Annotated in this window: 28 protein-coding genes; 18 read left to right on the forward strand and 10 right to left on the reverse strand. The window is 62.4% G+C overall.

The window, feature by feature from the left end; all coding sequences use genetic code 11:
* Window positions 1–2: 2 nt before the first annotated feature.
* From JWP26_RS07230 to JWP26_RS07245, 4 genes are all read left to right on the forward strand, one after another.
* On the forward strand, window positions 3–1,109 hold the full coding sequence (locus tag JWP26_RS07230; protein ID WP_299725165.1) for an ABC transporter ATP-binding protein: 1,107 nt from the start codon (window positions 3–5) through the stop codon (window positions 1,107–1,109).
* A gap of 252 nt (window positions 1,110–1,361) precedes the next feature.
* On the forward strand, window positions 1,362–1,925 hold the full coding sequence (locus tag JWP26_RS07235; RefSeq protein WP_299725167.1) for a TetR/AcrR family transcriptional regulator: 564 nt from the start codon (window positions 1,362–1,364) through the stop codon (window positions 1,923–1,925).
* A gap of 87 nt (window positions 1,926–2,012) precedes the next feature.
* A complete protein-coding gene (locus JWP26_RS07240; RefSeq protein ID WP_299725169.1) occupies window positions 2,013–2,831 on the forward strand; it encodes an SDR family oxidoreductase in 819 nt (272 codons plus the stop codon).
* A gap of 742 nt (window positions 2,832–3,573) precedes the next feature.
* The gene (locus tag JWP26_RS07245) at window positions 3,574–4,089 is read left to right on the forward strand and encodes a hypothetical protein (protein ID WP_299725171.1); all 516 of its coding nucleotides are present in this window, start codon (window positions 3,574–3,576) and stop codon (window positions 4,087–4,089) included.
* Between the two features lie 320 nt (window positions 4,090–4,409).
* Here JWP26_RS07245 and JWP26_RS07250 read toward each other — a convergent pair whose 3' ends face one another.
* The 3 genes from JWP26_RS07250 to JWP26_RS07260 form a co-directional block, all read right to left on the reverse strand.
* Window positions 4,410–5,564, reverse strand: a complete 1,155-nt coding sequence (locus JWP26_RS07250; protein ID WP_299725173.1) for a sugar ABC transporter substrate-binding protein — start codon at window positions 5,562–5,564, stop codon at window positions 4,410–4,412.
* Between the two features lie 68 nt (window positions 5,565–5,632).
* Complete coding sequence (locus tag JWP26_RS07255) at window positions 5,633–6,919, reverse strand: CHASE3 domain-containing protein (protein WP_299725175.1); 1,287 nt, start codon at window positions 6,917–6,919, stop codon at window positions 5,633–5,635.
* Between the two features lie 449 nt (window positions 6,920–7,368).
* Window positions 7,369–8,058 carry a GntR family transcriptional regulator gene (locus JWP26_RS07260; protein WP_299725278.1) on the reverse strand — a complete coding sequence of 230 codons (690 nt, stop codon included), beginning with the start codon at window positions 8,056–8,058 and terminating at the stop codon, window positions 7,369–7,371.
* Between the two features lie 302 nt (window positions 8,059–8,360).
* Here JWP26_RS07260 and JWP26_RS07265 point away from each other — a divergent pair, with 302 nt between their 5' ends.
* From JWP26_RS07265 to JWP26_RS07310, 10 genes are all read left to right on the forward strand, one after another.
* Window positions 8,361–9,485, forward strand: a complete 1,125-nt coding sequence (locus JWP26_RS07265; RefSeq protein WP_299725177.1) for an ABC transporter ATP-binding protein — start codon at window positions 8,361–8,363, stop codon at window positions 9,483–9,485.
* Window positions 9,482–10,519, forward strand: coding sequence for an extracellular solute-binding protein (locus JWP26_RS07270; protein WP_299725179.1), 1,038 nt, complete (start codon window positions 9,482–9,484; stop codon window positions 10,517–10,519). The genes JWP26_RS07265 and JWP26_RS07270 overlap by 4 nt, the downstream gene beginning before the upstream one ends.
* Window positions 10,520–10,525: 6 nt before the next feature.
* Window positions 10,526–11,353, forward strand: coding sequence for an ABC transporter permease (locus JWP26_RS07275; RefSeq protein WP_299725181.1), 828 nt, complete (start codon window positions 10,526–10,528; stop codon window positions 11,351–11,353).
* Window positions 11,346–12,170 (forward strand): ABC transporter permease, encoded by an 825-nt coding sequence (locus tag JWP26_RS07280; RefSeq protein WP_299725183.1) that lies wholly within the window; start codon window positions 11,346–11,348, stop codon window positions 12,168–12,170. Before JWP26_RS07275 ends, JWP26_RS07280 begins: the two co-directional genes overlap by 8 nt.
* A gap of 69 nt (window positions 12,171–12,239) precedes the next feature.
* Complete coding sequence (locus tag JWP26_RS07285) at window positions 12,240–13,622, forward strand: M24 family metallopeptidase (RefSeq protein WP_299725280.1); 1,383 nt, start codon at window positions 12,240–12,242, stop codon at window positions 13,620–13,622.
* Window positions 13,622–14,290, forward strand: coding sequence for a flavin reductase family protein (locus JWP26_RS07290; RefSeq protein ID WP_299725185.1), 669 nt, complete (start codon window positions 13,622–13,624; stop codon window positions 14,288–14,290). The genes JWP26_RS07285 and JWP26_RS07290 overlap by 1 nt, the downstream gene beginning before the upstream one ends.
* A gap of 97 nt (window positions 14,291–14,387) precedes the next feature.
* Entirely contained in the window at window positions 14,388–14,861 is a 474-nt protein-coding gene (locus JWP26_RS07295; protein ID WP_299725187.1) for a DUF2271 domain-containing protein, read from the forward strand.
* Between the two features lie 18 nt (window positions 14,862–14,879).
* Window positions 14,880–17,063, forward strand: coding sequence for a PepSY domain-containing protein (locus JWP26_RS07300; RefSeq protein ID WP_299725189.1), 2,184 nt, complete (start codon window positions 14,880–14,882; stop codon window positions 17,061–17,063).
* Between the two features lie 53 nt (window positions 17,064–17,116).
* A complete protein-coding gene (locus JWP26_RS07305) occupies window positions 17,117–18,484 on the forward strand; it encodes an ankyrin repeat domain-containing protein (RefSeq protein ID WP_299725191.1) in 1,368 nt (455 codons plus the stop codon).
* A 48-nt stretch (window positions 18,485–18,532) separates the two neighbouring features.
* Window positions 18,533–19,510, forward strand: coding sequence for an FAD:protein FMN transferase (locus JWP26_RS07310; protein ID WP_299725193.1), 978 nt, complete (start codon window positions 18,533–18,535; stop codon window positions 19,508–19,510).
* Window positions 19,511–19,542: 32 nt separating this feature from the next.
* Here the strand turns inward: JWP26_RS07310 and JWP26_RS07315 are convergent, their stop codons facing one another.
* Both JWP26_RS07315 and JWP26_RS07320 read right to left on the reverse strand, forming a co-directional pair.
* Window positions 19,543–20,172: a pyridoxal 5'-phosphate synthase gene (locus JWP26_RS07315; RefSeq protein ID WP_299725195.1), complete on the reverse strand. Its 630-nt coding sequence runs from the start codon at window positions 20,170–20,172 to the stop codon at window positions 19,543–19,545.
* A complete protein-coding gene (locus JWP26_RS07320; protein ID WP_299725197.1) occupies window positions 20,169–20,948 on the reverse strand; it encodes a class I SAM-dependent methyltransferase in 780 nt (259 codons plus the stop codon). The genes JWP26_RS07315 and JWP26_RS07320 overlap by 4 nt, the downstream gene beginning before the upstream one ends.
* An 87-nt stretch (window positions 20,949–21,035) precedes the next feature.
* Here JWP26_RS07320 and JWP26_RS07325 point away from each other — a divergent pair, with 87 nt between their 5' ends.
* The 4 genes from JWP26_RS07325 to JWP26_RS07340 all read left to right on the forward strand — a co-directional run bounded on the left by JWP26_RS07325 (window position 21,036) and on the right by JWP26_RS07340 (window position 23,976).
* Window positions 21,036–21,920 (forward strand): LysR substrate-binding domain-containing protein, encoded by an 885-nt coding sequence (locus tag JWP26_RS07325; protein ID WP_299725199.1) that lies wholly within the window; start codon window positions 21,036–21,038, stop codon window positions 21,918–21,920.
* A 92-nt stretch (window positions 21,921–22,012) separates the two neighbouring features.
* Complete coding sequence (locus tag JWP26_RS07330) at window positions 22,013–22,435, forward strand: nitroreductase family deazaflavin-dependent oxidoreductase (protein ID WP_299725201.1); 423 nt, start codon at window positions 22,013–22,015, stop codon at window positions 22,433–22,435.
* A 110-nt stretch (window positions 22,436–22,545) separates the two neighbouring features.
* Complete coding sequence (locus JWP26_RS07335; RefSeq protein ID WP_299725203.1) at window positions 22,546–23,367, forward strand: DUF72 domain-containing protein; 822 nt, start codon at window positions 22,546–22,548, stop codon at window positions 23,365–23,367.
* A gap of 81 nt (window positions 23,368–23,448) precedes the next feature.
* A complete protein-coding gene (locus tag JWP26_RS07340; protein ID WP_299725205.1) occupies window positions 23,449–23,976 on the forward strand; it encodes a disulfide bond formation protein B in 528 nt (175 codons plus the stop codon).
* 1 nt (window position 23,977) lies between these two features.
* Here the strand turns inward: JWP26_RS07340 and JWP26_RS07345 are convergent, their stop codons facing one another.
* The 5 genes from JWP26_RS07345 to JWP26_RS07365 form a co-directional block, all read right to left on the reverse strand.
* Window positions 23,978–24,274 (reverse strand): type II toxin-antitoxin system RelE/ParE family toxin, encoded by a 297-nt coding sequence (locus tag JWP26_RS07345; protein ID WP_299725207.1) that lies wholly within the window; start codon window positions 24,272–24,274, stop codon window positions 23,978–23,980.
* A complete protein-coding gene (locus JWP26_RS07350) occupies window positions 24,274–24,525 on the reverse strand; it encodes a type II toxin-antitoxin system ParD family antitoxin (protein ID WP_299725209.1) in 252 nt (83 codons plus the stop codon). Before JWP26_RS07350 ends, JWP26_RS07345 begins: the two co-directional genes overlap by 1 nt.
* A gap of 56 nt (window positions 24,526–24,581) precedes the next feature.
* Window positions 24,582–25,139: an HNH endonuclease gene (locus JWP26_RS07355; RefSeq protein WP_299725211.1), complete on the reverse strand. Its 558-nt coding sequence runs from the start codon at window positions 25,137–25,139 to the stop codon at window positions 24,582–24,584.
* A 99-nt stretch (window positions 25,140–25,238) separates the two neighbouring features.
* The gene (locus tag JWP26_RS07360) at window positions 25,239–25,904 is read right to left on the reverse strand and encodes a dienelactone hydrolase family protein (RefSeq protein ID WP_299725213.1); all 666 of its coding nucleotides are present in this window, start codon (window positions 25,902–25,904) and stop codon (window positions 25,239–25,241) included.
* Window positions 25,901–26,560, reverse strand: coding sequence for a DNA-3-methyladenine glycosylase 2 family protein (locus JWP26_RS07365; RefSeq protein WP_299725215.1), 660 nt, complete (start codon window positions 26,558–26,560; stop codon window positions 25,901–25,903). Before JWP26_RS07365 ends, JWP26_RS07360 begins: the two co-directional genes overlap by 4 nt.
* Between the last annotated feature and the right edge of the window lie 20 nt (window positions 26,561–26,580).

The following is a 26,580-nucleotide window of genomic DNA, read 5'->3' on the forward strand; positions in this document are numbered from 1 at the left end:
TCATGGCCCAGCTTTCCCTTCGCAAGGTCATCAAGGCCTATCAGGAGCACCAGGTGGTGCGTGGTATCGATCTCGAGGTGGCCGACAAGGAGTTTGTCGTACTGGTGGGACCGTCCGGGTGCGGCAAGTCGACGACGCTGCGCATGATTGCCGGGCTGGAGCACATTTCCGGCGGCCAGATCGCCATCGATGAGCGCGTGGTCAACGATCTGGGGCCGGGCGAGCGCGATATCGCCATGGTGTTCCAGAACTATGCGCTCTATCCGCATATGAGCGTTGCCGAGAACATTGCCTTTTGCCTCCAGCAGAAGAAGATGCCCAAGGAGCAGATCGCCCAGCGCATCGCCACAGCGGCGCAAACCTTGCACATTTCCGACTTGCTCGAGCGCCGGCCCGGCCAGCTCTCGGGTGGCCAGCGTCAGCGCGTCGCCATGGGCCGCGCCATTGTGCGCAATCCGAAAGTCTTCCTGTTCGATGAGCCCCTGTCCAATCTGGATGCCAAGCTGCGTGTGCAGATGCGCACCGAGATCAAGCGGCTGCATCAGGCGCTTCCGACCACCACGGTCTACGTCACCCACGATCAGATCGAGGCCATGACCATGGCTGATCGGGTAGTGGTGATGAACAAAGGCCGCATCGAGCAGGTCGGCCCGCCCCAGGAGCTCTATCATCGCCCGGTCAGCCTGTTCGTCGCCGGGTTCATTGGCTCGCCCGCAATGAACCTGTTGCCAGCGCGGGTAGCGTTCGGTGCGGATGCGATCAGCCTCGTTTTGGCCGATGGCACGGCGCTGGCTTTGCCACCCGCCATGCGAAGCCCCGCTCTGACAGAAGGCCGTCAGGTTATTGTCGGTATAAGGCCCGAAACCATCAGTCAGCCTGTGGGGCGGCAGAATGCCGCTCCGATTTTAGTCAACGTGGATATTGTTGAACCCCTGGGCGTGGAGACGCTGCTCTATTTCAACATTGGCGAAATTGTTGTCTGCGCTCGCGTCATCCCCGAGGCGGCGCCGCCATCGCGTCAGCAGATGGCGCTGAGTATCGACATGGAAAAAATCCATATCTTCGATCCGCAGACAGAACAGGCCATTCGTCCGGATGTCCGCTTTTAGGACGTACGCAGTTTTCGCTGAACGGTCGACACGGACGCCTTGCTGACGGGCTCCTCTGGTGCCACAGAGCAGGAGGCGGCCTTTCGCCTCCGCGGTCGACCAGTTCGGTCATGCGAGCACAGCACAGGAATGCCGGCAGACCTGTCTCACAAAATGTGGTCAGTGGGCACTGCTCAGATTGGCCCGCGTCCTTCGGGATCGAAACCATCCAAATTCTTGACAACTCAGTCTTGAATTACTACATCCTCGCTCATGGCTAGACGAAGAGAGTTTGATCGCGAAGCAGCATTGGGGAACGCCATTTCGGCGTTCGCCGAGCACGGCTATGAAGGCACCTCGACCGACAAGTTGCTGGACGCCATGAATATCAGCCGCCAAAGCCTCTACAATACCTATGGCGATAAGCGGCAGCTTTATCTGGAAGCGTTGCAGACCTATGCGGCCCAGAGCATAGCCGAGCAGCTGCAGTCGCTCAATGGCGGCTCGCCGCTCAAGGGTATCGAGTCAATGCTCAATGCCTTTATTCTCCGGCCTTCCAAGAGTTGCCTAGGGGTCAGCGCCGTCTGCGAGTTCGGCCATAGGGACCCCGAGATTGCCATGCTGAACGACACCGCAGCCAGGGCCCTGCGCGCCGCACTCGAGCGGCGGATCTCGGAGGGAAAGGCATCTGGCGAGATCGATGCAGGCATCAACGAAACGGCGGCGGCCCACTTCGTTATGGCGACCCTCTCGGGGATAAAGGTTGCGGCCCGTGGCGGCGCGCCCCTCGAAGCCCTCCGAGACATTATGCGCCTGGCGCTGAGGAGTTTGGCCTAGAGCTTCAAAGCAAGCTCCGCATGCTTCCGCACGCCCTTTTTTAGACTGAATAGTCTATAATTTCTATACCAACCAAGAGAGAAGACGATGACCAAGACCATCTTCATCACGGGCACCAGCAGTGGCCTCGGGAAATTGACGGCAATGCATTTTGCCAAGGCGGGCTGGAACGTTGCGGCCAGCATGCGGACGCCGGAAAAGGAAACCGAGCTGACGGGATATGACAACATCAGGCTGTTCAAGCTGGACGTGACCGATGTGGCGCAGGTCCAAGCGGCCACTGAGGCGGCAATTGCTACGTTTGGCAAGGTCGACGTCGTCGTCAACAATGCTGGCGCTGGCTCCTATGGCCCGCTGGAATTTGCGAACGAGGAGACCATCGACTGGCAATTCGCCCTCAATGTGCGTGGCCCGATCAATGTCATCCGCAGCTTCCTGCCCCATTTCCGCGCCAACAAGGGCGGCATGTTCATCAATATCAGCTCGTTCATGGGGGTCACCACTGCGGTGCCGACCGGCTCACTGTACAACATGTCAAAATTCGCGCTCGAAGGCCTGACTGAAGGCCTTTACTATGAACTCAAGCCCCTCAATATCGAACTTCGCCTGATCGAACAGGGAGGATCGAAGGGCAATAATTTCCTCGACAGCGTCGTGTTCAATACGCATTCCGGGATCACCGACTACGACGCCATGCTCGGCAAGGTGCAGGCTATGTTCGCCTCCGCTAAAGACGCAGCTTTGGATGATCCACAGGACATTGTGGATGAAATCCACGCTTTGGCGACGGGCGAAAACCAGAGGTTCAGGACGCTGGTCGGCCGGGCGGGCAAGGACTTGATGGCACTGCGCAACAGCGTGCCGATCGAAGAGTATCTGGCGAAAATTGCGGCCAATTTCGCATAGATAGCCAAATTAGGACGGCGGTCGTACGGGACGTGCCGCTGTCGTCTCGCTTCGATTCGGCAAGTCTGGACCGCCGATCGCTAATCTGTAGGTTCGCGTCCCACGGACATTGAATGCAAGCCCATTGAGCGACAGATTTTACCCAGCGCGGGCACCGACCCGCTACGGCAGGAATGGGGCGCTTCGCCGACGACGGCCCAATGATCGTCGGCGAAGCCGCTAAGGTCAAATTTCAGTATCCTCGGACAGCGAGAGGGCGTCATCGACGTCCACGCCGAGATATTGATCGGGGGCCGATGGTCGATCCGGCCACCAACGTACCAAACTTGATCTTCACCAGGTCGCAGCCCCCGAAGCTTGCTATCGATCGCGAGGTCGAAGGACGCGCGGTCTCTCATCCTGCCTTCACGGTCGAGAATGAAGCGGATCGACTAAATCTGTCTTACTTTTGGAGCGCGCTTAGCGCCAACCTGCCTGCCCGCATTCCAGGCCTGCTGCGGCAAAGCGGCCGAAAGAGAAACGATTTGGCAACGTTAGGAGCGGCGGGGGCCGACCCCATTGCTGCCCTAGGACCTTAGTCGTCAGGTTCCTAAAAGCGGACCTGCGATCAGCGAACCGGTTGCGCGCCTGTATTCTGCATTGCAGACTGTAAGGTACTGGCCCTTCATTTTCTGTTTATTGAGACCACAGAACCGACTTCATTTCTGCAAGGCGCTTTCCTAGTGTGCGAGTTGGAGGGCACATGCAGATTGCACCAAATCCAGCGACAAGTTTCTTGAGGCCCTTCGGGCTTCGAGCGCGACTTATTATTATCGCTTCAGGTTCTGCATGTTGGTTGCTGGTACTGTTGGCCCTTTATTTCGCAATCTTTTATGGCCCAAAATATACAAGCTGGCTCTTGCTGGGAGCCGTAATCAGCCTGGTGATGTTAGGGGGTCCTAAGCTTTCGTTCTTATTCTCGCGGCTCAGAGGCATCGACGCCGCACCATATCCTGAGGTGTTGGGGCATCGGTCAGAATTATTCAAATTTTCGTTGAGCGCGATTTTCATCGCCTATTGCGTGAGCGCCTTCCTTATTCCGGGGCCGCCCGAAGTTCGAGTTGCGATCGGAGCGGCATTGGCATTGGTGCCTGTGAGCGCTGAAATACTGCTGCCCACGCCGCAGAAGGCGCATCCACTCATATATAAACTTCTTATTCTCGCCGCTGCCACGCCAATCGCCCTGGTTGCAGCTTGGCTCAGTGAAGCAGGCGGTTAATTTCGGCCTACACACTCGCGCATCAGATGAGGGGAACGGCTGCTCTTTGCCGCAACTGACTCGAAGCGGACTGACCGTTACCCACCCCGTTGCCGCCCAGCCGGAAACGAGCCGGTTTCAGTCGGAAGGCGCGATTTTTGTATGCTGCTCGGACGCCATATCGGGCTCTAAACTAGGCGAAATGTCGTCTATTCTAACTTGCGGTGACCCTGTCGTTACAAACGGGGCGAGTGGGTACGTCACGCAAGCATATGCCCTGATGTAATGGCCGCACGCCGATGATGAAGCACCAGAACGCCAAGGCGTGTCAGGTAGGCCGTTCAATCTTTCAGTTCGGACGACCATGGAAAGTTGACGTACTGGTCGCGTGTGTCGGAGCAAGTGTTGCCATACATCTTGAGATAGGAGGCGCGCCGGGCAGGATCGGCAAAGACAGATGCCGGATCGGCCAGATCGGCCTGGTATTGCACGATATTGTCTGCCGTCAACGCGACGGGAAGGATGTCCATTGCCTGCGGCACGCTCTTGCCGTCCAGCCAGTCGGCGGCAAATTGGCCCATCGCATAGCCGAACACCGGCGAGGATAGGGCGATGCTGGCCTTGTACGGGCTGTCACCCCTGATGATTTCGGCCACCCCTTCGGCCTCGCCATCGATGCCGCCCAAAAACTGGTCGGGACGATCCTTGCCGGCGGCCCGCAGAGCATCGAGCGCGCCGAGCACGACGGCATCGCCGCCCAGGACGACGTCGATATTCGGATTGGCCAAAAGGATCGTATTCATCGTCGCGAACCCGCCCTCCTTGCTTACGGGACTTGGCGCGATATCGGCGACGATCGTTACCCCCGGCATGGCGTTGAAGCCGTCCCGCATCGCTTCGAACCGCGGCGTCAGATATTCCATGCTGTCCTGCGTCAGCAGAACCACGTTGGCCTTGCCGCCGAGATGAGCATTGATGTGGGCGATGGCGGCGTCGGTCAGCGCCTTGCCGGTGGCATATTGCGGTGCGTTGAGCAGCAAGGTCGCCGGAGGCGGAACGACGGTACCGACGAAAGTGCCTGCCCAGATGGCCTGCTGCAGGCTTTTGCTGATCGCCGTCGGGTCCGAGGATGTCGCGACGAGGCCGCCGACCTTCGCCTCGCGAAACGCCGCTATCTGCTGCAATGCCTTGGCGACGTCGTCGTCGGTGACACTGTGGCGATATTCAAGGCCCCGATCCTTGGCTGCCATTCCCAGCCCATAGCCGATGCCCTGCAGGAAATCGCGCCCATTCTCCTGCACATAGGCCAGCACCCGGGAAACGTCTTCCGGCGCCGTGCACGCCGGGGCAGAGGGATTGAAGGCCGGAAACACCGTGCGCTGCGTGATGCCGGACGGCCCTTCCTGGGCGATTGCGGCAGGGACGCCGATTATCGCGGCGAGCACGAGAGCCAGAGGTACGACAAGGCGCCGGCGAACACTTCGATACAATGCCATTCGTCCCTCGCCGCCACGCCGATCGCGTGTCTCTTTGGCGGACCTTTTCACATATTCAGCTAGCCGGTCTACTGTACCGCAGCGGACGAAGTCGATTTCGGCGTGAACATGAGGTGAGCCGCAGTGCCCGGCTGGCGAGGGCGGTATTCGATCGTTGCCGACAGGCTCATGCACATCGCCTTGACGATGCGGGTCCCCACGCCAGTCCCCTTGGCCGGCGCACCCTCAGCGCGGCCGACACCATCGTCTTCGACGGTCAGTTCGATCTGTTCGCCGGCCTTGGCGAGCCGAACACGGACCTCGCCGACACCGTCGGGATAGGCATATTTGAACGCATTGGTCACCAACTCGGTGATGATCACGCCCAGGCTGATGCTCGCGTCGGTATCGAGGTCGATCGGCTCGATAGCGAAGGACAAGGACACCCCATGCCCCTGGCCGCGCAGTGACGTGCTCAGGTGTTCCAGCAATCCCGTGAGGTATTCATCGAGCTGCACAGACCGCACATCGGCAGAGCCATAGAGCCGCTTATGCACCAGCGAGATGGCGAAGATGCGCTCCTGCGTTTCCGCCAATGCGTCCTTGGCGACCTGGTCGGCGACCGCCCGCGATTGCAGCGTAATCAATGACGATACAAGCGACAGGCTATTGGCCACGCGATGGTTGACCTCAGCCAGCAAAACGCCGGCCCGGTCCCGCTCGATCGCCAGATCCGCCGTTCGGGTCGAGACGCGCCGCTCAAGCTCGTTGTTGAGTGCGGTGACCTCGTTGCCCGTGGCGCGCAGTTCTCGCGTATATCGCGTGATGCCATAGGCCGCTCCGCCAACCACCGCGACAATGACCAGTGCGCCGATCCCCGAGACAAGGCGAAGCCATGCCGCATTGGCGCTCTGTTCGGCGACGCCGGCCGTCAGCCGGCTATCGGCCATGCCGATGATGCCGGCGAAGAACACGTTGGCTTCGTCGGTCAGCGCTTTGCCGCTGTTCGTGCGGATGATGGCGATGACGTCGTCATCCCGCCCGTCCCGCTTCAGGGCAATGGTACGATCGAACTCATCGAATTTGGTCGCGAGGATTTCCGACAGCCGGCTGAGCGTCGCGTCCGCGTTGGGGTAGGGGAGCAACAGGGATTGCAGGGCCAGCAGGTATCGCTGGTCCTGCGCCTTGGCCGACTGGTATGGCGCAAGGTAGATTTCATTGCCGGTAATGATGAAGCCGCGCTGGCTGGATTCCGCAGTCTGCATGGCACTGCGCAGTTCCACCGCGGCGACGCGCGTATCGCGGGCGGCCATCGCATCGGCAAAATAGGCCTGTGCCCGTTCCCCCAGCCAGAAGTTCATTCCGACGATAGCCATGAGGGCCAGGAACCCGACAAGCAGGAACACGGATGTTGAGCGGATAAGCTGTCGAGTGGACGTGGGCATCAATGCTTTTCTGCCCTATTCCACGCTGTCGCGCCATGGCTCAGTCTGGCAGTAGATGTGGAAAGAGAAATCTCTACCAGCGTGCGACATTGCTGATGGCATTAATCAAAAGACATCGCTCGGCGAGGTCTCGATCGGGGTTAGCATAAAGTATCTGGGCGGTCGGCAGCATCCGACCCCATTCCGGTCATTTGCGGCAGAATTTCGAGATCCAACGAGCAGTCGTTCAGTGTAGTGGATCTGGGATCTCGATTGGTCGTTGGCGGGTTCCACTGCGCTTTGAACCCGCTGACGGGTCGGCTAATGGGCACCGACCAGAGCCTCCGAATACGCTTCTGATACGATCAGAGGCCGTTTCAAGCTGCCAGGAAAACCTCACGTCACTTGGCGGAAAACGTCTCCAGCACCGAGACGAAGGTGTGGCGGTCGCCTTGCGATTGGGTGAGGCGGACGCGGCTTTCGATGTCGACCAAGTGCTCGTCCATCAGCTTCTGAGCCAGTTTGACGTCGCGCTTGCGGATAGCGGCGACGATATTGTGATGGTGATCGGCGCCCCAGTCGTCGCGCTTTTCTTCTTCGTAGAGAACCATGACCAGCGATAGGCGCGCGGTGACGTTGTTGAACAGTTCGGTCAAAACGTCATTGCCGCCTAGCCGCGCCAGTTCGAGATGAAATTGGCCGGACAGGCCATGACCAGCCGCTTGGCCGTCGACATCGTAGAGGCGCTTTTCTTCTTCGTTGAGCGTGTCGAGCTGGTCGAGGTCGGCTTCGGTCGCCCGTGCCACAACCCGCTCGATGGTCGCATGCTCGAGCGTGCGGCGGGCCTCGAACAATTGCGTGGCCTCTTCGATGGAGGGCTCCGCCACGAAGGTGCCGCGGTTGCGCTTGCGCTCCAGCAGATGGTCGCGCTGCAGGATGCCCAGGGCGCCGCGGACGACGGTGCGGCTGACGCCGAAATGCTCGGCGATAGCATCTTCCAGAATCTTGGTGCCGGGCTTCAATGCACCATTGCCGATCGCGGCGGCCAGCGTCGCGCAGATGCGGTTGGTGACGTCATCGCCGACATCCATGCCATCCACTTCTGCTTCGATCGCCTTGACGTGGGGCTTCGGTCGGGTCGCTGATACGGGTCGTTTGGCCATGAGACTCTCGGACTTGAATGCCTAGCTTTATTGCATATTGGCGCCTCTTTGTGCACCACTTAATGCGATACGACATACGAACATAGTTTCGCAAATAGTTACGCATGAATACGCGCATACTGTAAAACCTTAGATATATCAAAATACTAAGCCAATAATTGTCCCGAAATTTTTGACTTGGCACGCTGATTGCATTGCTGGTTGCAACCGAACGCAACACAAGAACTCCAATGGCAACCCAATCCGGCGCTCTTCTGGTTGACGGACTAACCCACTCCTACGGGGGCGAATTGGCGATCCAGGACGTCTCTTTCGATATCGCTCCCGGCGAGATCGTCGCGCTGCTCGGACCGAGCGGCTGCGGCAAGTCGACGGTGCTGCGCGCCATTGCCGGGCTGATCCAGCCGGCACAGGGCCAGATCATGCTGGCCGGCAAGCATTTGGGCGGTGTCGCCGCCCGGGAGCGCGGCATCGGCATGGTGTTCCAGAATTACGCGCTGTTTCCGCACCTGACTGTCGAAGAGAACGTCGCCTATCCGCTGGCTTGCCAACACGTCCCCAAGGCCGCCCGGAAAGAGCGTGTTCGCGAATTGCTGGCGCTGATCCAGCTCGATGGCTTCGGCCGGCGCCTGCCGCGCGAACTGTCCGGTGGGCAACAGCAACGCGTGGCCGTAGCCCGCGCTCTTGCTGCCAGCCCCGCGCTGCTGCTGCTGGACGAACCATTCGGCGCCCTCGACCGCGCACTGCGCTTCGACCTGCAGGTGGAAATGCTGCGGCTGCAGAAATCGGTGGGCATCACCACGCTGATCGTGACGCACGATCAGGAAGAGGCACAAAGCCTCGCCAGCCGTCTCGTGCTGATGAACAAGGGCCATGTCGAGCAGATCGATACGCCCTCCACTGTCTACGACCGCCCCAAGACCCTCTTCGTCAACAGCTTCATCGGACAGGCCAACCAGCTTCGCGCGACGGTCGTCGAGACCAAAGCCGAAAGCGCTGTGCTCAAGCTCGACGCCTCCGGTTCGAGCCTGACGCTGGCGCGGCGGTTGGATTACGCGGTCGGCGTCCGGATCGTGCTGACCTGCCGGCCCGAACAGGTCTCTGTTCATGCCGCGGCTACGGCCACCAGCCTCCCGGCGCGCCTGATCGTCTCGGTCCCCCTCGGCCCGACCCTGGTCCACGACCTCGAACTCGCCGACGGCACCCAGGTCCGCGCCAGCCAGATGCGCTCCGGGGCGGCCTTCGTGCCCTCTCTTGGCGACCAGGTCCACGTCACCATAGACGCGGATCACTGCCACGTGTTTCCCGTCCACTCCATCTCCCCGTCTGAACTCAACAAAGGTGCAAAACTATGAATGAATTCCGACTGAATCGACGCATGTTCGGCATGCTGGTCGCCGGCGCTGCCGCTTCCAGCCTGCTCCCCTCCATGGCCCGGGCCAGCGGCGGCCTCGTCGCCGCAACCTTTCCCGGCTCCTGGGAAGATGCCTACCGCTCGGTGCTGACGCCGCTGGTCAAGGCCGCCGGTTATGACCTGACCGTCGCGCCCGCTCTGTCGCAGGACCAGTTGACCAAGGTCATGGCCAGCCCCGGTGCCCCGGCTTTCGATACGCTGTTGATCTCGCCCGGCCAGATGGCCATCGCCATCGAGAACGACCTGATCGTCAAGATCGACCCGACCCGCCTCAAGAACTGGTCCAAGCTCGCGCCGGCCTTCCAGGGCGAATACGGCCCGACCGTCACCGTGCAGATCGACGGCATCGTCTACAATCCCGATGTGGTTCCCAAGCCCAAGGGCTATCGCGACCTGTTCGAAAACCCGGCCTATGCGGGCAAGGTGTCGTGGACGGGCTTTGACTCCAACACCGCTGTGATGGCCTATACCCAGATCGCCCAGATCTTCGGCACCGGCCCCGACGACATGGACGCCGTGTTCAAGCTGTTCAAGGACAATGCCGATCTGCGCGCCGGCGTGACCGACACCACCAACCACCAGATGGCGCTGTACCAACAGGGCGAAATCGCCGTGTTCATGGGCTCGACCAACAATGTGGCCCATCTCAAGTCGCTCGGCCTCAACGCCGAATTCGTGCAGCCCGAGACCGGCTCGCCGGCCTCCCCGGTCAATATCCACCTGACCAAGGGCTCAGCCAATGTCGACGCCGCCTATGCCTATATGGACGCCGCTCTCGATGCCGGCGCCCAGGCGACCTTCGAAGCCCCGCCAACCGAAATGTTCCCGACCAATTCGGACGTGGAACTGACGCCCAATATCTCCTCGGTCCTGACCCGCGACCAGGTTGCGGGCCTCGCCTATCCCGACTGGGTCAGCATCAACAAATACCGCGACGAATGGACCAGCACCTTCATCGCCCTGATCGCGTCGTGACCTGACATGAGATCGAGCGGTTTCCCATATTTGCTACCGATGTTGCTCCTGTCGGTCGTCTTTTTTGCGACGCCGCTCGGTCTCCTGCTCGCCTTCAGTTTCGCCGGACCAACCGGCGTAACGTTGGACAATTTTGCCGAATTCTTCGGCGATCCGTTCAACTTCAAAGTGCTGACCAATACCATGCGGCTGGGCTTCGAGACGGTGATCGGCACGACCTTGTTGGGCATTCCGATTGGCCTCTTCTACTGGCACAGCGGGCGGCGGATGCGGCAGGTCGTGGTGTTCCTGTCGCTGATCCCGATGCTGACCAGCAATGTGGTGCGCACCTTCGCCTGGATCGTCATTCTCAGCCGCCAGGGCCCGATCAGCCAGGCCTTGCTGGGCCTCGGCCTGACCGGCGCGCCGACCAGCCTGCTATCCACCGAATTCGGCCTGTTGCTGGCGATGGTCCAGATCGACCTGCCGCTGATCATCCTGCCGCTGGTCGCCATTCTGGCCCGCACCAGCCGGCAACTGCCCGAAGCCGCCGAAGTCGCGGGCGCCGGTCACTGGCGCATCTTGGTGACGGTCCTGTTGCCGATGATGCTGCCCGGATTGCTCGCCGGTTGGATCCTCGTCTTTGCCAGCACCAGCGCCTCCTACGTGACGCAGGCCGCGATTGGCGGGGCCCGCAACGTCTATGTGCCGCAGTTGATCACCCGCCAGGTCGGCGTGCTGTTCAACTGGCCGCTGGCCTCGGCCATCGCCATGGTCCTGCTGCTTTCGACCGGTGCCTTGCTGATGGCTCTGGCGCTGATTTCCCGTCATCGGAGGCTCGTCGGTCATGCGTGATCATATTGCCCGCCGCCTGCCGGTCTGGCTCTATTGGGCCTTCGTCTTTGGCCTTGGCGGGTTGGCGCTGGTCTATCTCGTCGCGCCCATCGTCATCGCGTTGATGATGTCGTTCACCGATGGACAGACGCTGAAGTTTCCGCCGCAGGGCTTCTCGCTGCGCTGGTATCAGGCACTGCTCGATCCGCTGGTGTCCGGCACTGAACACATCGCTGCCTTCAATTCGTTCAAGATCGCCGTGCTTGCCGTGATCGGCTCCCTACTGTTTGCGGTCCCCGCCAGCATCGGCATGGCGCGCACCAAGGGCCGTTCGGCCAATGTGCTCGAACCGTTGCTGCTGGCCCCATTGGTCCTGCCCAGCCTCGTCTATGGTTTGGCCGCGTTGATCGTCGCCAATTTCATCGGCATCAGGCCGTCGCTCTGGTTGACCGTCGCCGGGCACATCGTGGTGTTCGGACCGCTGATGTACCGCGCCACCTCCGTCGTAGCCCAGGGCCTCGATCCATCCCTCGAGGAAGCATCCACCACCATGGGCGCCTCCAGCCTCACCACCCTGCGGCGGGTCATCCTGCCGCTGCTGGTGCCCGGCATCATGGCCGGCGCGTTCCTCGTCTTCATCGAGTCGCTCGACAACGTCTCGATCTCGCTGTTCCTCGCCGACCCGCAAACCACCGTCCTGCCGCTACGCATGTTCGCGCTGATCCAGGAATCGCTCGATCCGCGGGTGGCGGCGATATCCGGCATCCTGATCGTGGTCACCTTTGTGGGCGTCCTCATCGGCAACCGGCTGTTCGGGCCGTCCCGTCCCAAAACCTAAACCAGATCGTCGCCCCAAGACGACGCAACACAGAAAGTCTCTCCCGTGAATACCCACAACACCGCCTCCATGGCGTCGCTCCTTGCCGGCTTCGAGCCCGATTTCGACTTCGTGGCGCCCCCGCCGCTGCCCGAGGCCGAATTTGCCGAGCGCCTGCGCCGCATCCGCCGCGAAGCGGTCATTGCCGGACATGACGCTGTGGTCGTGCACACCGACATGGTTGGCTGGTTCCACACCTCCAACGCCTATCTCCGCTACATCTGCGACTGGATGCGCGAAGGCGTGCTGATCATTCCTACCGATAGCGACAAAGGCCTGATCCTGCTGTCGTTCTTCACCCAATCGGTCATCCTGCCGCCGGGCGGCGAGCCCATGCTGATCGACCAACTCTGGCAGATCGGCGCCATCGGCCGCGAATATGCCGATCGGCCTGGTTCCTCGACGGTCAAGACCGCCGAAGCCTGCGCCAAGATGCTGGGCGACCTCGGCCTCAGCACGGGGCAGATTGGCCGACTCGGCGACCGCACCAGCAGTGAATTTTATGGCTATTTGACCGAGTTGATGCCCAAGGCCAAGTTCGTCGCCGACAACGCCATCATCGACCGCATGCAGAAAATCCGTTCGCCCCGCGAAGTCGAGATGTTCCGCGCCGCAGCGCAACTGATCTCCATCGGCACCCAAGCCGCCTATCACGTGGCCAAGCCCGGTGTCACCGATGCCGAAATTTATGCTGCCTTCACCTGGGCGCAACTGGCACGCGGCGGCGAGACCGGCGACGGCTACCAGATCGGCATCAACGAATACGGCACCCATTGCGGCAAGCCCTATGGCCACGTCGTGCGGCCCGGCGACCTGATCAACCTCTACATTTCCAACGTCACCTATCGCGGCTACACCGCCCAGACTGCCCGCATGATCGCCGTCGGCGAAATCACTGCCCATCAGGAAGACGTGCTCGCCGCCTGCACCGACGGCGTCAAGCGCGCCGAAAAACTCATCAAGCCGGGCGCCCTGATCAGCGACGTCAACAATGCCGCTTTCGAGCCCTATATCGAGCGCGGTTTCCTCACCGCCCCCGATGCCCGCACCATGCCCTACAACTGGGCATCGGCCGAGGATGGCGGGCCGCGCCTGATCGGCAAGCAATACGTCAAGGACGTGGACTGGGAAGCGCAGGGCCGCACGCTGAACCACGTTTACCCGGCAACGCAGGGCCCGCATAATCCGAACCTCGGCCACTCCGTCGGTATGGCGGGGTCGCAGAACAGCTTCAACGTTTCATCCCACAATTACGACCGGTTGGAAGAAGGCATGATCTTCGTACTGCACACCCAATGGCTGGAACCGCTCTCGGCCGGCTGCAATGTCGGCGATTGCTATCTGGTCACCGCCGATGGCTTCGAAAACCTCAGCCGCCACACGCCACTCGAAACCCATCGGGTCGCCGTCTGATGGGCGAGATCAAAGAGCACACGCATTTCGACTTCGGCGAGCTGACCGAGCGCGAAAAATACAAGCTGCTGATCGGCACGGTTATCCCGCGCCCGATCGCGCTGGTGACCACGGTCGACCGCAACGGCCAGCCCAATGCGGGCCCGTTCAGCTTCTTCAACGTGCTGACGCATGACCCGGCCATCGTCGCCATCGGCGTCGAGAACTATGCCGACATGCGCTTCAAGGACACCGCCCGCAATATCCGCGAGACCGGCGAGTTCACCGTCCACATCTGCGACGATGCCATGGTCGAGGAAATGGAAATCTGCGCCATCAAGTTCGGCCCGGACGTCAACGAACTCGATGAGGCCGGCCTGCACACCGTCCCCGGCACGATGGTGAAAAGCCCCCGCATCCTCGAGGCCCCTGCCGCGCTCGAATGCCGGCGCTACATGACGCTGGAGCTCAGCCCGGCCCGCGAAATCATCCTCGGCCAGGTCGTGGGCGTCCATGTCCGCAGCGACGCGGTCAATCCCGCCAACCTGCACATCGACCAGATGAAAATGGACGCCGTTGGCCGCCTCGGCGGCCACAGCTACACCCGCACTCGCGACCAGTTCGACAAGGTCACCCTCGCACCATCGCAATGGGCCGGTGGCAGTTCGCGTCGGTCAGTCCAGAAGTAGTCGTCCTAACCGAAAATAACTTGATTGTAGAAATCATATTATCTATGAGGGGGCTTATTCGCGTGGGCTCCGCCGCGCGACCCAGAGATAGATCGATATGAACAAGACCCTTGGCGCGATGGCGCTTATGGCCACGCTGTCGTTCGCCCCCGCGGCTGCAGCGAAGGACGTGACGGCGCAAATCCAGATGGTCAACTATGATGGCCATGAGGCCTATCTGGCGGTCTATCTGGTCAATGCCGAGGGCCGCTACGAGACCACGCTATGGGTCTCGGGGAAGGACCCTAAATATCATTCCTATCTCCCCCGCTGGTGGCGTTACCTGTCGCGCGCACCGCAGGAACTGGATGCCATTACGGGCGCCAGTGCCGGTGGCGGCGACCGCGTCGCTCTCAAACTCGATCTCAAGGACGAGTGGTTCAACGTCGGCTACGCGATTCGCGTCGAATCGGCAGTAGAGGCGGGCGCCGCGCACGAGGAAGACGCGCTGTTCGAGCTCAAGGACGACAATAACGGCGCTCGCATCGACGGCACCGGTTATGTTCGCGTCATGCGCGCCGGCTGGGAATAAGCGGGGCGGACGCGCGCTATGTGGCGCTGGCTGCATTCCCTGTTCGGCATTGGCGGCATGCTGCTGGTGGCCCTGCTGGCGCTGACCGGCGCCATCATGTCGGTGGTTCCGGCGGTGGATGCGCTGGGCCCTTATGCACGGCCGGCCGGTGACCTCAGCGTCGCCCAGGCGCTTGCGGTGTTGACCCCGAACTTCGAGGAAATCGAAAAGCTGCAACGCACCTCCGCGGGCGCCTTCGTGCTCACGCACCGCGAAGACGGCACCGTGCTGCACGACTATGTCGATGTGAGTACCGGCGCCGTACTGGGACCGCAGCAGGACAGCGCCTTCTTTGAGTTTGTAAAGGACCTGCACCGCTCGCTGCGGCTTGGCAATGCCGGGCGCCTGGTGGCGGGCATTGGGGCCGGGTTGATGACGCTGCTCTGTGTGACCGGCGCAACGCTGCTGATCAAGCGTTTTGGCGGCATCCGCGCCGTCTTCGGGCCAGTGCGGGGCAAGCCGATGGAACGGCTGCACGCGACCAGCGGTCGTATCGCCATGGTGCCGCTGCTGCTGACCGCGCTGACCGGGCTCTACCTGACGCTGGTGACGTTCCTCATCATCCCGAGCGGCAACGAGACCCCGCCGCGCTATCCGGAAAGCCTTGAGGAACTCGATCCCGTGCCGGCGAGCGATCTGGCTGGCTTGCAGCAAATCTCCTTAGCCGACCTGCGCGAGGTGACCTATCCGATCCCCGGCGACTGGTTCGACGTCTATGCGCTCAAGACCAGTGCGGGCTTCGTCTTCATCGATCAGTTCAGCGGCGAGACGCTCGACACCCAGCCGTATCACCCCGCAACTGTGGGCCTGGAATGGGTGACCCTGCTGCATACCGGCGAGGGCGCGTGGCTCTGGGGCCTCATCCTCGGGCTGACGGCGCTGAGCGTGCCGATCTTCGCGGTGAGCGGTTTCACCATCTGGCTGACGCGCCTGCGCCAGGGCGGCGCCCGCGTGGTCGGCAATGCGCCCGCGACGAGCGCCGATATGGTCGTGCTCGTGGGCTCGGAGACGGGAACGACCTGGGGTTTCGCGCGCCACCTGCATGAAAAGCTGACTGCCGCGGGACGCCGCGTCCACCTCGCCGCGCTCAACGATTTGCGGCCTGCATATCCCAAGGCGCAAGGCCTGCTGGTGCTGACCGGCACCTATGGGGATGGCCACGCGCCCAAATCGGCCAACCGATTCATGCCAAAACTATCGTCGTTCGGCGGCCACTTGCCACCCTTCGCCGTCCTGGGTTTTGGCGACAAGTCCTTCGAGCACTATTGCCGCTTTTCGCTCGATGCCGATGCAGCTCTGGCCGCGCGGGGTGCCCGGCGCCTGTTGGCGCCGGCGCAGGTCGATCGTGGGTCCGCCCACGCCTTTGCACAATGGGGCCAAGACCTCGGTACAACGCTCAATATGCCGCTGGCGCTGAGCTATGTGCCGCCCCGGCCAGCCACTCAGCCGCTGACGCTGGTCGAGCGCATCGAGTACGGCGCCAGCGTCGGCGCGCCCACGGCAATTCTGCGCTTCAAGTCCGAGAGCAACGGTGTTCCCCATCACGTGGCTGGCGACCTGATCGGGGTCATCGCGCCCGGCACGCAGGTCGCGCGGTATTACTCCCTCGCGTCGAACGCCACTGATGGCTGCGTCGAAATTTGCGTGCGCCATATGCAAGCCGGCCTGTGCTCGGGGTTTCTCCATGGCCTGACCGTTGGCGCGCAGATCGATGCTTATGTGCGCACCAATCCCGAATTTCACCTGCCGCGCCGCAAAAGCCCCGTCGTCATGGTGGGCGCCGGAACCGGCATAGCGCCATTTATCGGGATGATCCGCAGCGAACGCGGCACCAGGCCAATCGAGCTCTATTGGGGCGGACGCAAGCCGGACTCCGATTTTCTCTACGAAACCACCACACGCCAAATGCTGGAGACCGGCCGATTGGCCCGCTTCGACGCGGCGTTCTCGCGCGGTGCCAGTCCCGCTTACGTGCAGGACCGCATCCGCGCCAACGCCGCGGGCCTGCTCGAGCGGCTGCATGCCGGTGCCACCATTATGGTCTGCGGCAGCAGCGCCATGGCGGCGGGAGTGCGCGCGGAATTCGAAACCATTCTGGCCGGCCTCGACAGCGACGTCGCCACTCTGCGACGCCAGCGCCGCTACCTCGAAGATATCTACTGACCAGTTTTCTACGGCACCGCAGAGGGCGGGCCGCAACCAAGGGGGATAATCCCATGACGAACCTCAAGACCCTGCTCGGCGCCGTCGTGCTGAGCGCCGGCCTGATGACCAGCGTGGCCGCTTTTGCTGCCGACAACGTGCTCGTCGATGCCGAATGGTGGAAGACCGCAACGCTTGCCGACGTCACCGCGGCAATCGGCGGTGGCGCCGACGTCAATGAAGTCGATCCCGATGCCTATACGCCCCTGCACATGGCCGCGCGCCAGGGTGTCGGCGCCGATGTCATCAAGGCCCTGGTCGATGCTGGCGCCAATGTGAACTTCGTTGGCCACGACGCGCGCGTGCCCCTGTTCTATGCGCTGGGCAGCGGCTCACTCGAAACCGCCAATGCCTTCTTCGCCTATAATCCCGACCTGAACGTCAAGGATGAGTCGGGCAACACGCTGCTGACCTACACCGCCCGCGCCACCAAGAGCACCGAGCTGATCGACCTGCTGATCGCCAAAGGTCTCGACCTGCAGGTACTCAACAATAACGAGGCCAACGCCGCACTCACCGCCGCCGAGCGCAATCCCAACCTCAACGTCGTCGAATACGTTGTCGGCCTCGGCGTCGATCCGCTGCTGGTGGACAATCGCGGCTGGAACGGCGTGCTCAACGCCTCGTTCCGCAACCCCAACCTCGACGTGCTGAAGTTCTTCGAAGCCAAGGGCGCCGCTATCGATGCCGTCGCCAAGGATGGCCGCAACGCCGCCCTGATCGCCTCTGAACGCAATACGCTTGAAGTGCTTGAATATGTCGTCGGCAAGGGCGTGGACGTGAAGGCTGTCGATGCCAAGGGCCGCAATGCCCTCAACATCGCCGCCACCATGAACAAGCCCGACGTGATCGAGTACCTTGTTGCCCAGGGTGTCGACGTCAACGCGGCTGATGCCGAAGGCAAGACCGCGCTGATCCATGCCGCCGAAAGCAACAGCCTCGACGCCATCAAGGCCCTGATTGCCGCCGGCGCCGACGCCAAGGTCGCCGATGCCGACGGCAATACCGCGGTCATCGTTGCCGCCGCCCGTGAAGACGACACGTTGCCCGTGCTCGAAACACTGGTTGCCGCTGGTGGCGACCTCAAGACCGTCAATACCGATGGCACCACCACGCTCATCGCTGCCGCTGGCTCGAACCAGAGCGTCGATGTGCTCAAGTACCTCGTCGACGCTGGTGTCGACGTGAACGCCGTCGATGGCGAAAAGCTGAGCGCCCTGCTGCATGCCGCCTCCAAGGCCAAGGACACCGCCGCGATCGAGTTCCTGCTGGCCAACAAGGCCGACACGTCGCTTGCCGACGATTTCGGTGATACCGCTGCCGATTACGTGGCGGACAACGAAGCCCTCGCTGGCACCAACGCCGCCGACCTGCTGAAGTAAACACTGACGAGGCGACCTCCGGGTCGCCTCGTTTCCCAAGGATAGTGCATGAGTTTCTGGCGACGGCTTTTTGGATCGACGCGCCGGCCAGTCGCCGCGCCGCGCCTGCAGACGTTTGGCGGCGACACCATGGGCACGCGCTACAGCGTCAAGCTCGTTGCGACTGCCGGCCCAGACCTCGCCGCGATCCAAGCCGAAGCCCACGCCGCCATCGACGCCGTCGACGCGCAGATGTCGACCTGGAAGCCACAATCCGATCTCAGCCGTTTCAATGCCAGTGAGCCCGGCGATTGGTTCGCCGTCGCGCCCGATCTCGCCAAGGTCGTTGCCCTTGGCCTCGAAATCAGTGCGTTGACGGATGGCGCCTTCGACATATGCGTCGGCAGCGCCGTCAACCATTGGGGTTTTGGGCCCGACGCCGCACCGGTCGACGTCCTGGCCCCGCCGACCGATCTGCCGGGCTTCCGCAGCATCGCGGTCCGGCTCGATCCGCCGGCGCTGCGCAAATCCGGGCCCGTCTATCTGGACCTATCCGGCATCGCCAAGGGTTTCGGCGTTGATGCGATTGCCACGGTTCTCGAGCGGCACGGCATCGCCGCCTACATGATCGAAATTGACGGCGAACTGCGGGCCAAAGGCACTAGGCCGGACGGCACGCCATGGCGCGTCGGGATCAGCCAGCCCGAGCCGGGAGCAACTGGCGTCCACCATGTCCTGGCCCTGCCCACGACCGCGCTGGCTACATCCGGAGATTATCGCCGCTATTTCGATGTTGCGGGCCAGCGCTATTCCCACACCATCGACCCACGAACCGGCCGCCCGACCACCAGCACGGTGGCCTCGGTCACCGTGGCCGACCCCGATTGCGCCCGCGCCGACGCGTTGGCCACCGCCCTGCTGGTGCTTGGTGCCGACAAGGGCCCCGCAATGGCCCAACGCCTCAAGCTTGATGCCCTGTTTCTGATCCGCGATGAGGGCGGGCTTACGGAAAAGATGACCGGCCGGTTCGATCGGTTCTTCGGGTAACGCCAAGTTCGAGTGCCTTGATCAAACCGAGCTCACGCCCACAGCCGTGTAGTGGTCCAACTATCTCCCCGCGCCTCGTACCGCAGCCGCACATGACAACGATCGGAGCGGCCCTGCCAAAACTCGACGCTGGCCGGCTTCACGGCGTAAACCGCCCAGCCGGCCGTTGCCGCCGATATTTCAGCCCCCGTTTCCGGCGCATCATCGCCCACAGCCCGGCTTTGTCGCCCCAGCGCCGCATTGGCGCGCGCTTCCGCCGAACGCGCCCAGAAATCGGCGGCCGCTGCGTCCGGGCCCAGATCCACCGCAGTGCCGCGAATGCGAACTTGCCGCCCGAGCGCCGGCCAATAAAAGGTCAGCGCAACATCGCCGCTGGCCGTAATCTGGTGCCCCTTCGGACTGTGCCGGCTGCTGGCGAAATGCCAGCCGCGCTCATCCAGGTCCTTGAGGATCAGCACACGCGCGTCCGGGCGCCCGTCAGCGTCCACAGTTCCCAGTGTCATGGCGTGCGGCTCCCTGATGCCGGCGGCGATGGCCCCGCGCAGCCAGGCGACAAACTGGTCCTGCGGCGTCCCGGCTGCCGTCGCGGGATCGAAATCGGGCAATTGCCCCGCAAGGCTGGGCAATTCGCGCAGCAGCAGGCGTGTGGCGGAGACGGTCATGGCCGGCCCACGATCAACCGCAGCGAGCCTTTGAAGAACGGCTGGCTGCGCAAATGGCCATGCTGGCGATCCCAGGTGCCGTCGGCAAGATCGCGCCCCAAATGTTCCACAAAGCGTGGGCCAACTGCCGGATCGACAAAGCTCCACGCCGAATTGGCAAGGCGCGCACCCGGCTCCAGCAGCCGCTCCGGCCGGCCGTAATAGGCCTCGCTGAAGCCGTCGATGCAGCCCAGGGGGACGGGCATGGTCTGGAGGTCGACCTGTCCGCCGAGGCCCTCAATGATCGACTGCATCGCCGGATAGCGCCGCGCCTCGGTGACGATGGCTTCGGGCGCGTAGTGGTTGAGCCAGAACCGGTCCAGCGCCGCCGGATCGCAGGTCAGGATCAGCACCGGCCCACGCGTGACGCGCCGCATCTCCGACAGGCCGGCCGCCAAATCCTTCCACTGATGCACCGAGAACGTCGCCATGCTGGCGTCAAAGCTCTGGTCGGCGAACGGCAGGCTCTCGGCCACGCCATCGATTGCGGTGCTCAGATGCGCCGGCCGCTGCGCGCGCATCGCCGCCGAAGGCTCAAGGGCGGTCACCTGGCGACCAGTCGGTTCGTACGAACCGGCCCCCGCGCCGACGTTGAGGACGCTGGCCGACGACCCCAGGGCCTCGGCAATACGGGCCGCAAAAAACGGCTCCGGCTGCCGGTAGTTTGTGTAGTTTACGCCAATGACCCCATAGTTGGCGTCGCCCGCACTACCGTCCGCATGTCGTAAATCTGTCATGTTTTCCTCGCTTTCACCGGCAGGAAACACCATGTTCTTCGCTCTGAAAAACGATATGAACGAACACGCAATGTTCGGAAAACGCACATGAGAAAGTTGCCATCGCTCAATGCCCTGCGCGCCTTCGAGGCGGCCGGCCGCCACGGCCGCATGACCCTCGCCGCTCAAGAGCTGCATGTCACCCACAGCGCCATCAGCCGGCAGGTGCAGCATCTGGAACAATTGCTGGGCGTCGCCCTGTTCGAGGGCCCGAAGAACGCGCTGCGGCTGACCGAAGCCGGCAACCGCCTGATGCTTGGCCTGACCCCGGCTTTCGACCAGCTCGACCTCGCCGTGCGCTCCGTCGCCGATACCCAGGATGGCACGCTCGATGTGTCCTGCCCCGGCACCTTCACGATGCGTTGGCTCATCCCGCGCCTCTACCGCTTCCGTCAGGCGCATCCGGACATTGAGGTCCGCCTCACCGCTTCCAGCAAGCCGGTGGATAGCGTGCGCGACAGTTTCGACGTCGCCATCCGCGCCGGCACAGCACCCTGGCCTGCGGAGCTGGAGGTGACACCACTGTTCGACGAGCAGATCGGGCCGGTCGCCGCCCCGGCGCTGGCCGCAAGCGTGATCGAGGATATCGCCAGCGTCCCGCTGCTGCATTCGCGTACCCGCCGGCATGCCTGGGCAGACTGGAGCCGTCGCGCCGGCAGGGATGCGGATGACGCCACCGGCAACGAATATGAGCACTTCTACTTCATGCTGGAAGCTGCCTCCGCGGGCCTCGGCGTCTGCATTGCCCCCTGGCCGATGGTGGCCGACGACCTTCGCGCCGGCATCCTGACCGCGCCCCTTGGCTTCATCGCCAGCGGGCAACAATATGTCGCCCTGCGCCACTCACGCCAGCACCGCAAGTCATCCCTGTTTTGCGACTGGCTCGCCGGCGAAGCCAAGGCCTTCGGCCTGCCACCTGGGGAAACGCAATGAGCTTACCGGCGGTTTAGCGTCGATATCCCCTTGCGCCTTTTCGATCCGACCACCAACTGTAGGTTCACGCAAGAACGCAGGGGATTTGGGACATGAGCGACTTCAATGATCAGGTCATCGCCGATTTCAATCGGAACGGTGGCAAGCCCGGTGGCCATTTCGAAGGAGCCCCTGTGCTCCTGTTGCACGCCATCGGCGCCAAATCGGGCGCTGAACGAACCCAGCCATTGATGTTTCTGCCGCAAGACGATGACACCTGGTACGTATTTGCCTCCTATGGGGGCGGCCCAAAGGACCCGGCGTGGTTTCACAATGTCGTCGCGCATCCCGAGCTGGATATTTCAGTTGGCGACGGCACCACCATCAAGCGCGTTCCAGTTCGCGCGCGCGTCCTCGAGGGCACTGAACGTGACGCAATCTACGCCAAGCAGGCCGGCCTCTTCCCGCAGTTCGCCAATTACGCCGAAACCACCACTCGCGACATTATTCCCGTCATCGAGCTGAAGCAGCGCTAACGCTGACCTCGTACCGGCGCCGAGCCCAAGGACTGGTGCATGCCATTGAACTCCCCTAAGCTTCGCCCATAGGCGGCGCTTGCGCGAAACTCCGCCAAACGGGGGCAACCATGACGATCAGGACCGGAACGGCGGGATGGGTGTTCGAGCCCTGGCGCGGCACCTTCTACCCCGATGGCCTGGTGCAAAAAAAGGAGCTGGCCTATGCCAGCTCCCGCCTTGGCAGCATCGAGATCAACGCCACCTTCCGCGCCAACCAGAAGCCCGAGAGTTTTGCCAAATGGGCCGGCGAAGCGCGCGACGGTTTCGTGTTTTCGATCAAGGGCCCGCAACTGGTCACCCACATCAAGCGGCTCAAGAACTGCGAAATCGAGCTCGCCAATTTCTTCGCCTCGGGCCCCTTGGCGCTCGGCGACAAACTCGGCCCCTTCGTCTGGCAATTGCCGCCCAATGTCAGCTATGACCGGGCCGTGCTGGAAACTTTCCTCGGCCTGTTGCCCAAATCGGTCGAGGCCTATCTGGCGCTCGCCGGCAAGGCCGATGCCAGGCTGAAATCGCCGCCATTCCCCGACGCCGCCAATGTCGGCCCGATCCGCCACGCCATCGAGTTGCGCAATCCCAGCTTCGACCTCCCCGAAGTGCGCGACCTGCTTGCAACCCACAATGTCGCTTCGGTGATCGCCGACACCGCCGCGCAACCGTCGCGCGTGCTCACCGCCGATTTCGCCTATTGCCGCCTGCAGGGCCCGGCCCGCCCCGACGCCGCCGGATACACGCCAGCCGATATCGCCGACTGGGCCATCCAGGCCGGTCAGTGGGACAAAGGGGGCCAGGACGTGTTCGCCTATTTCGTCCACGAGGACAAATTGCACGCTCCCCAAAATGCCATCGCGCTGCGCCAGGCTTTGGGCATCGCCCTGCCGGGCGATTGATCACATCGCCGTAGCCGTCTGGATATTGCCATCGTCTGCCGCTATCCAGCCCCTGTTCCAGCGTCACCCGGATATTGCTTCATGGCCTCAGCTTTCTACGCCCCCCTCGACAAGAAGGCCGCGGGCCTCGCTTTTTTACTGGCTTTTCTCGCCATTGCGGGGGCCTGGGGATCGCAATTGTTCGGTGGCCTCGTGCCCTGCGAATTGTGCCTTGAGCAGCGCATGGCCTATTACTGGGGGCTCCCGGTCCTGGCAGCGATCCTGCTCACTTGGAACCGGCTGCCGCTTGCTGTCTGGTACCTGGCCATGGCGATCGCCACTGCGATCTTCGCCTGGGGCGCCTTCATGGGCGCCTACCATGCCGGCGTCGAATGGGGCTTCTGGCCCGGTCCCACCGCCTGCACCGGCACGGGCATCGGCGAAATCAGCTTCGACGCCCTTAGCGACCTGAATTCCGCCCGCGTCGTCCCTTGCGACGTGGTGCAGTTCCGCTTCCTCGGCATTTCTCTGGCCGGCTACAACGCGCTGGTCATGGTCGCCACGGTCGCGCTGCTCCTGATCTCGATGGGAGCCCAGGCCAACCGCCAGGGTCGTCGCACCCGCGCCTAAACTAATGCGTGAGGTCATCCACATCTCGCGCGCTGTGGAGCACGCGGACGATTTGCACCGCATCGTCCAGCACTCGATAGAGCACGAGATAGAGCACGAGATAGTTGCCGACCGGCATTCGCCGAATGCCCGGCCATCGCTCCTGAAGCGGGCAGCGCAGGCTGTCCGACAGCAACGAGCGGCATGAAGTTCGCAACTCCGCGACGAAGCTTTTTGCACGCTTGCTGTTGTCGCGAGCGATGAAGTCACCGATCGACTTCAGATCACGCAGCGAGGCCGGCGTATAAATGGCGCGCATTAATCGCTGCCATCAGCGTAGCGCGCCTCAAGTTCCGCAAAAACCTCCTCCTCGGACAGCCAGCCGTTAGCGTCGGCCTCCGCAATGGCCAGCATAATGCTCGTGTCCAGATCGCGTAGCCGTGCTTCGCGTTCCTGCACGAGACGAACGCCTTCGCGCAGAACCTCACTCTTGGAATTGTAGCGGCCGTTTTCCACCAGGTCGTTCACGACTTTTTCGAGATTTTCACCGAGTTCAGCACTGATCGCCATGACATAGCTCCATCCTGCACCAACCAATAATAGTTATTGGCCGGTTCGCCGGCAAGCTATTCCTCCAGCTCGATATCCCAGTAGAGATAATCCAGCCAGCTCTGGTGCAGGTGGTTGGGCGGGAAGGCGCGGCCGTTATTGTGCAGGTCATGCACCGTTGGGTGATAGGGCGCCTGGCGCGGGAACATCTTGATTTCCCAAGGCATGCGATTGGCCTTGCGCAGATTGCACGGCGCGCAGGCGGCCACCACGTTTTCCCAGGTCGTGCGCCCGCCCTTCGAGCGGGGAATGACATGGTCGAACGTCAAATCGTCCTTGGCGCCGCAATATTGGCACACGAACCGATCGCGCAGGAACACGTTGAACCGCGTGAACGCGGGATGGCGCGCCGGCTTCACATAATCCTTAAGCGACACCACGCTGGGCAGCCGCATTTCGAAGCTGGGGCTGTGGATCACCGTGTCATATTGCGACACGATATTCACCCGATCCAGGCACACCGCCTTGATCGCGTCCTGCCAAGACCAGAGCGATAACGGATAATAGCTGAGCGGCCGAAAGTCGGCGTTCAACACAAGCGCGGGACAGGCCTCAGGCGACACGTGGATGGTCACTTGAGTCTCCCGGAACGGGAATCGAGTAAGTCCATAGCCCCTTTATACTAGGCCCATTGTGTCAGGCCTGTGAAGCGGCATGTTAACGAATATGAATATCTATTTTGGAGCCGAAACTGCCGCGATGAAATCGCTCGCAAAGCCGAGCCCGTCCGGCGAAATGCCGTGCCCGACACCGCGCGATACGTGGTAGCGCACGTCATATCCCGCCGCGACCAGCGCCGCATTGGCCTCCTCGCCGAGCGCCGGATCGACCACTTGGTCCATGTCGCCATGCACGATGCAGACCGGTGGCTTGGGCAAACCTGCCTCACCAAATCCGGGCGGCGGCACAAACGCGCCCGAAAAGGCGATGACGCCCATCAGCGGCTCGGGCAGCGACAGTCCGGCATGCAGCGCCATCATCGCGCCCTGGCTGAAGCCGGCGACAATCGTATCCTTGGCCCCCAAACCAGTCTGCGCCCACGCATCCTGCAGAAACTGCACCAGCACGGGCGCTGCAGCTTCAAGTCCGCGTTGCCGACCCGAAACCCGGTCGCCGTCAAAATCGATGGCGAACCACTGAAACCCGGATGGATAGCCCGGCAGACCTTCATGCGCGTTGGGCGAGACGAACAGCGCGTCCGGCAGGATCGGCTGCCAACTCGGCGCCAGCCCGATCAGGTCCTCCCCGTTAGAGCCATAGCCATGCAGCAGCACCACAACCTGCTTGGGCGCGCCGCCCGAAAGGGGCGCGAGCATTGGACCGGACAATTTTGGGATCACGGCAGAATTCCTTCCTTGTCGCGCATCACCGCGAAGAGACGCCAGAACAGCAGCGCCGCCGCCGAGCGGTGCGGCGACCACGGCTTGGCCAGTTCAACCATCTGCTTGATCGTCGGTCGTTCGTCCAGTCCCAAACCGCTCTGCACGGCTTTGAGCAAGGCCAGATCCCCTGCCGGAAACACATCAGGGTGCCCGGCGCAAAACATCAGGTAGACCTCCGCCGTCCACGGCCCGATGCCCTTGTGCGCCACGAGATACGCGACAGCCGCCTCGGCGGTCAGGGTTTCCAGATGATCGAAATCCAGTTGCCCTGCCACCATGGCCTCGGCGATCACCCGCAAGGTGCGGAACTTGCCTGCGGAAAATCCGACGGCGCGGACTTGTGCCTCCTCCAGGCCTAAGTACCGCACCGGGTCCAGCGCGCCCTCCAGCAGTTCGAACCGGCCCCAGATTGCCCGGGCGCTGGCCACCGAAACCTGTTGCCCGACGACGATCTTGGCAATGCCCGGGAATCCCACGGCATTGATGCGTGGCTCCGGCGTGCCCGTAAGTGCACGGACGGACGCCAATCGAGGGTCGAGCGCGACCAGCCGATCCAGATGCCAGTCGATGCCTGCGGCACTATCGAGGCGCGGTGACGGCGGCAGAATGGTCATGCTAGAAAAACGCCCCGAGG

The organism is Devosia sp., from assembly GCF_028290435.1.
Lineage (GTDB): Bacteria > Pseudomonadota > Alphaproteobacteria > Rhizobiales > Devosiaceae > Devosia.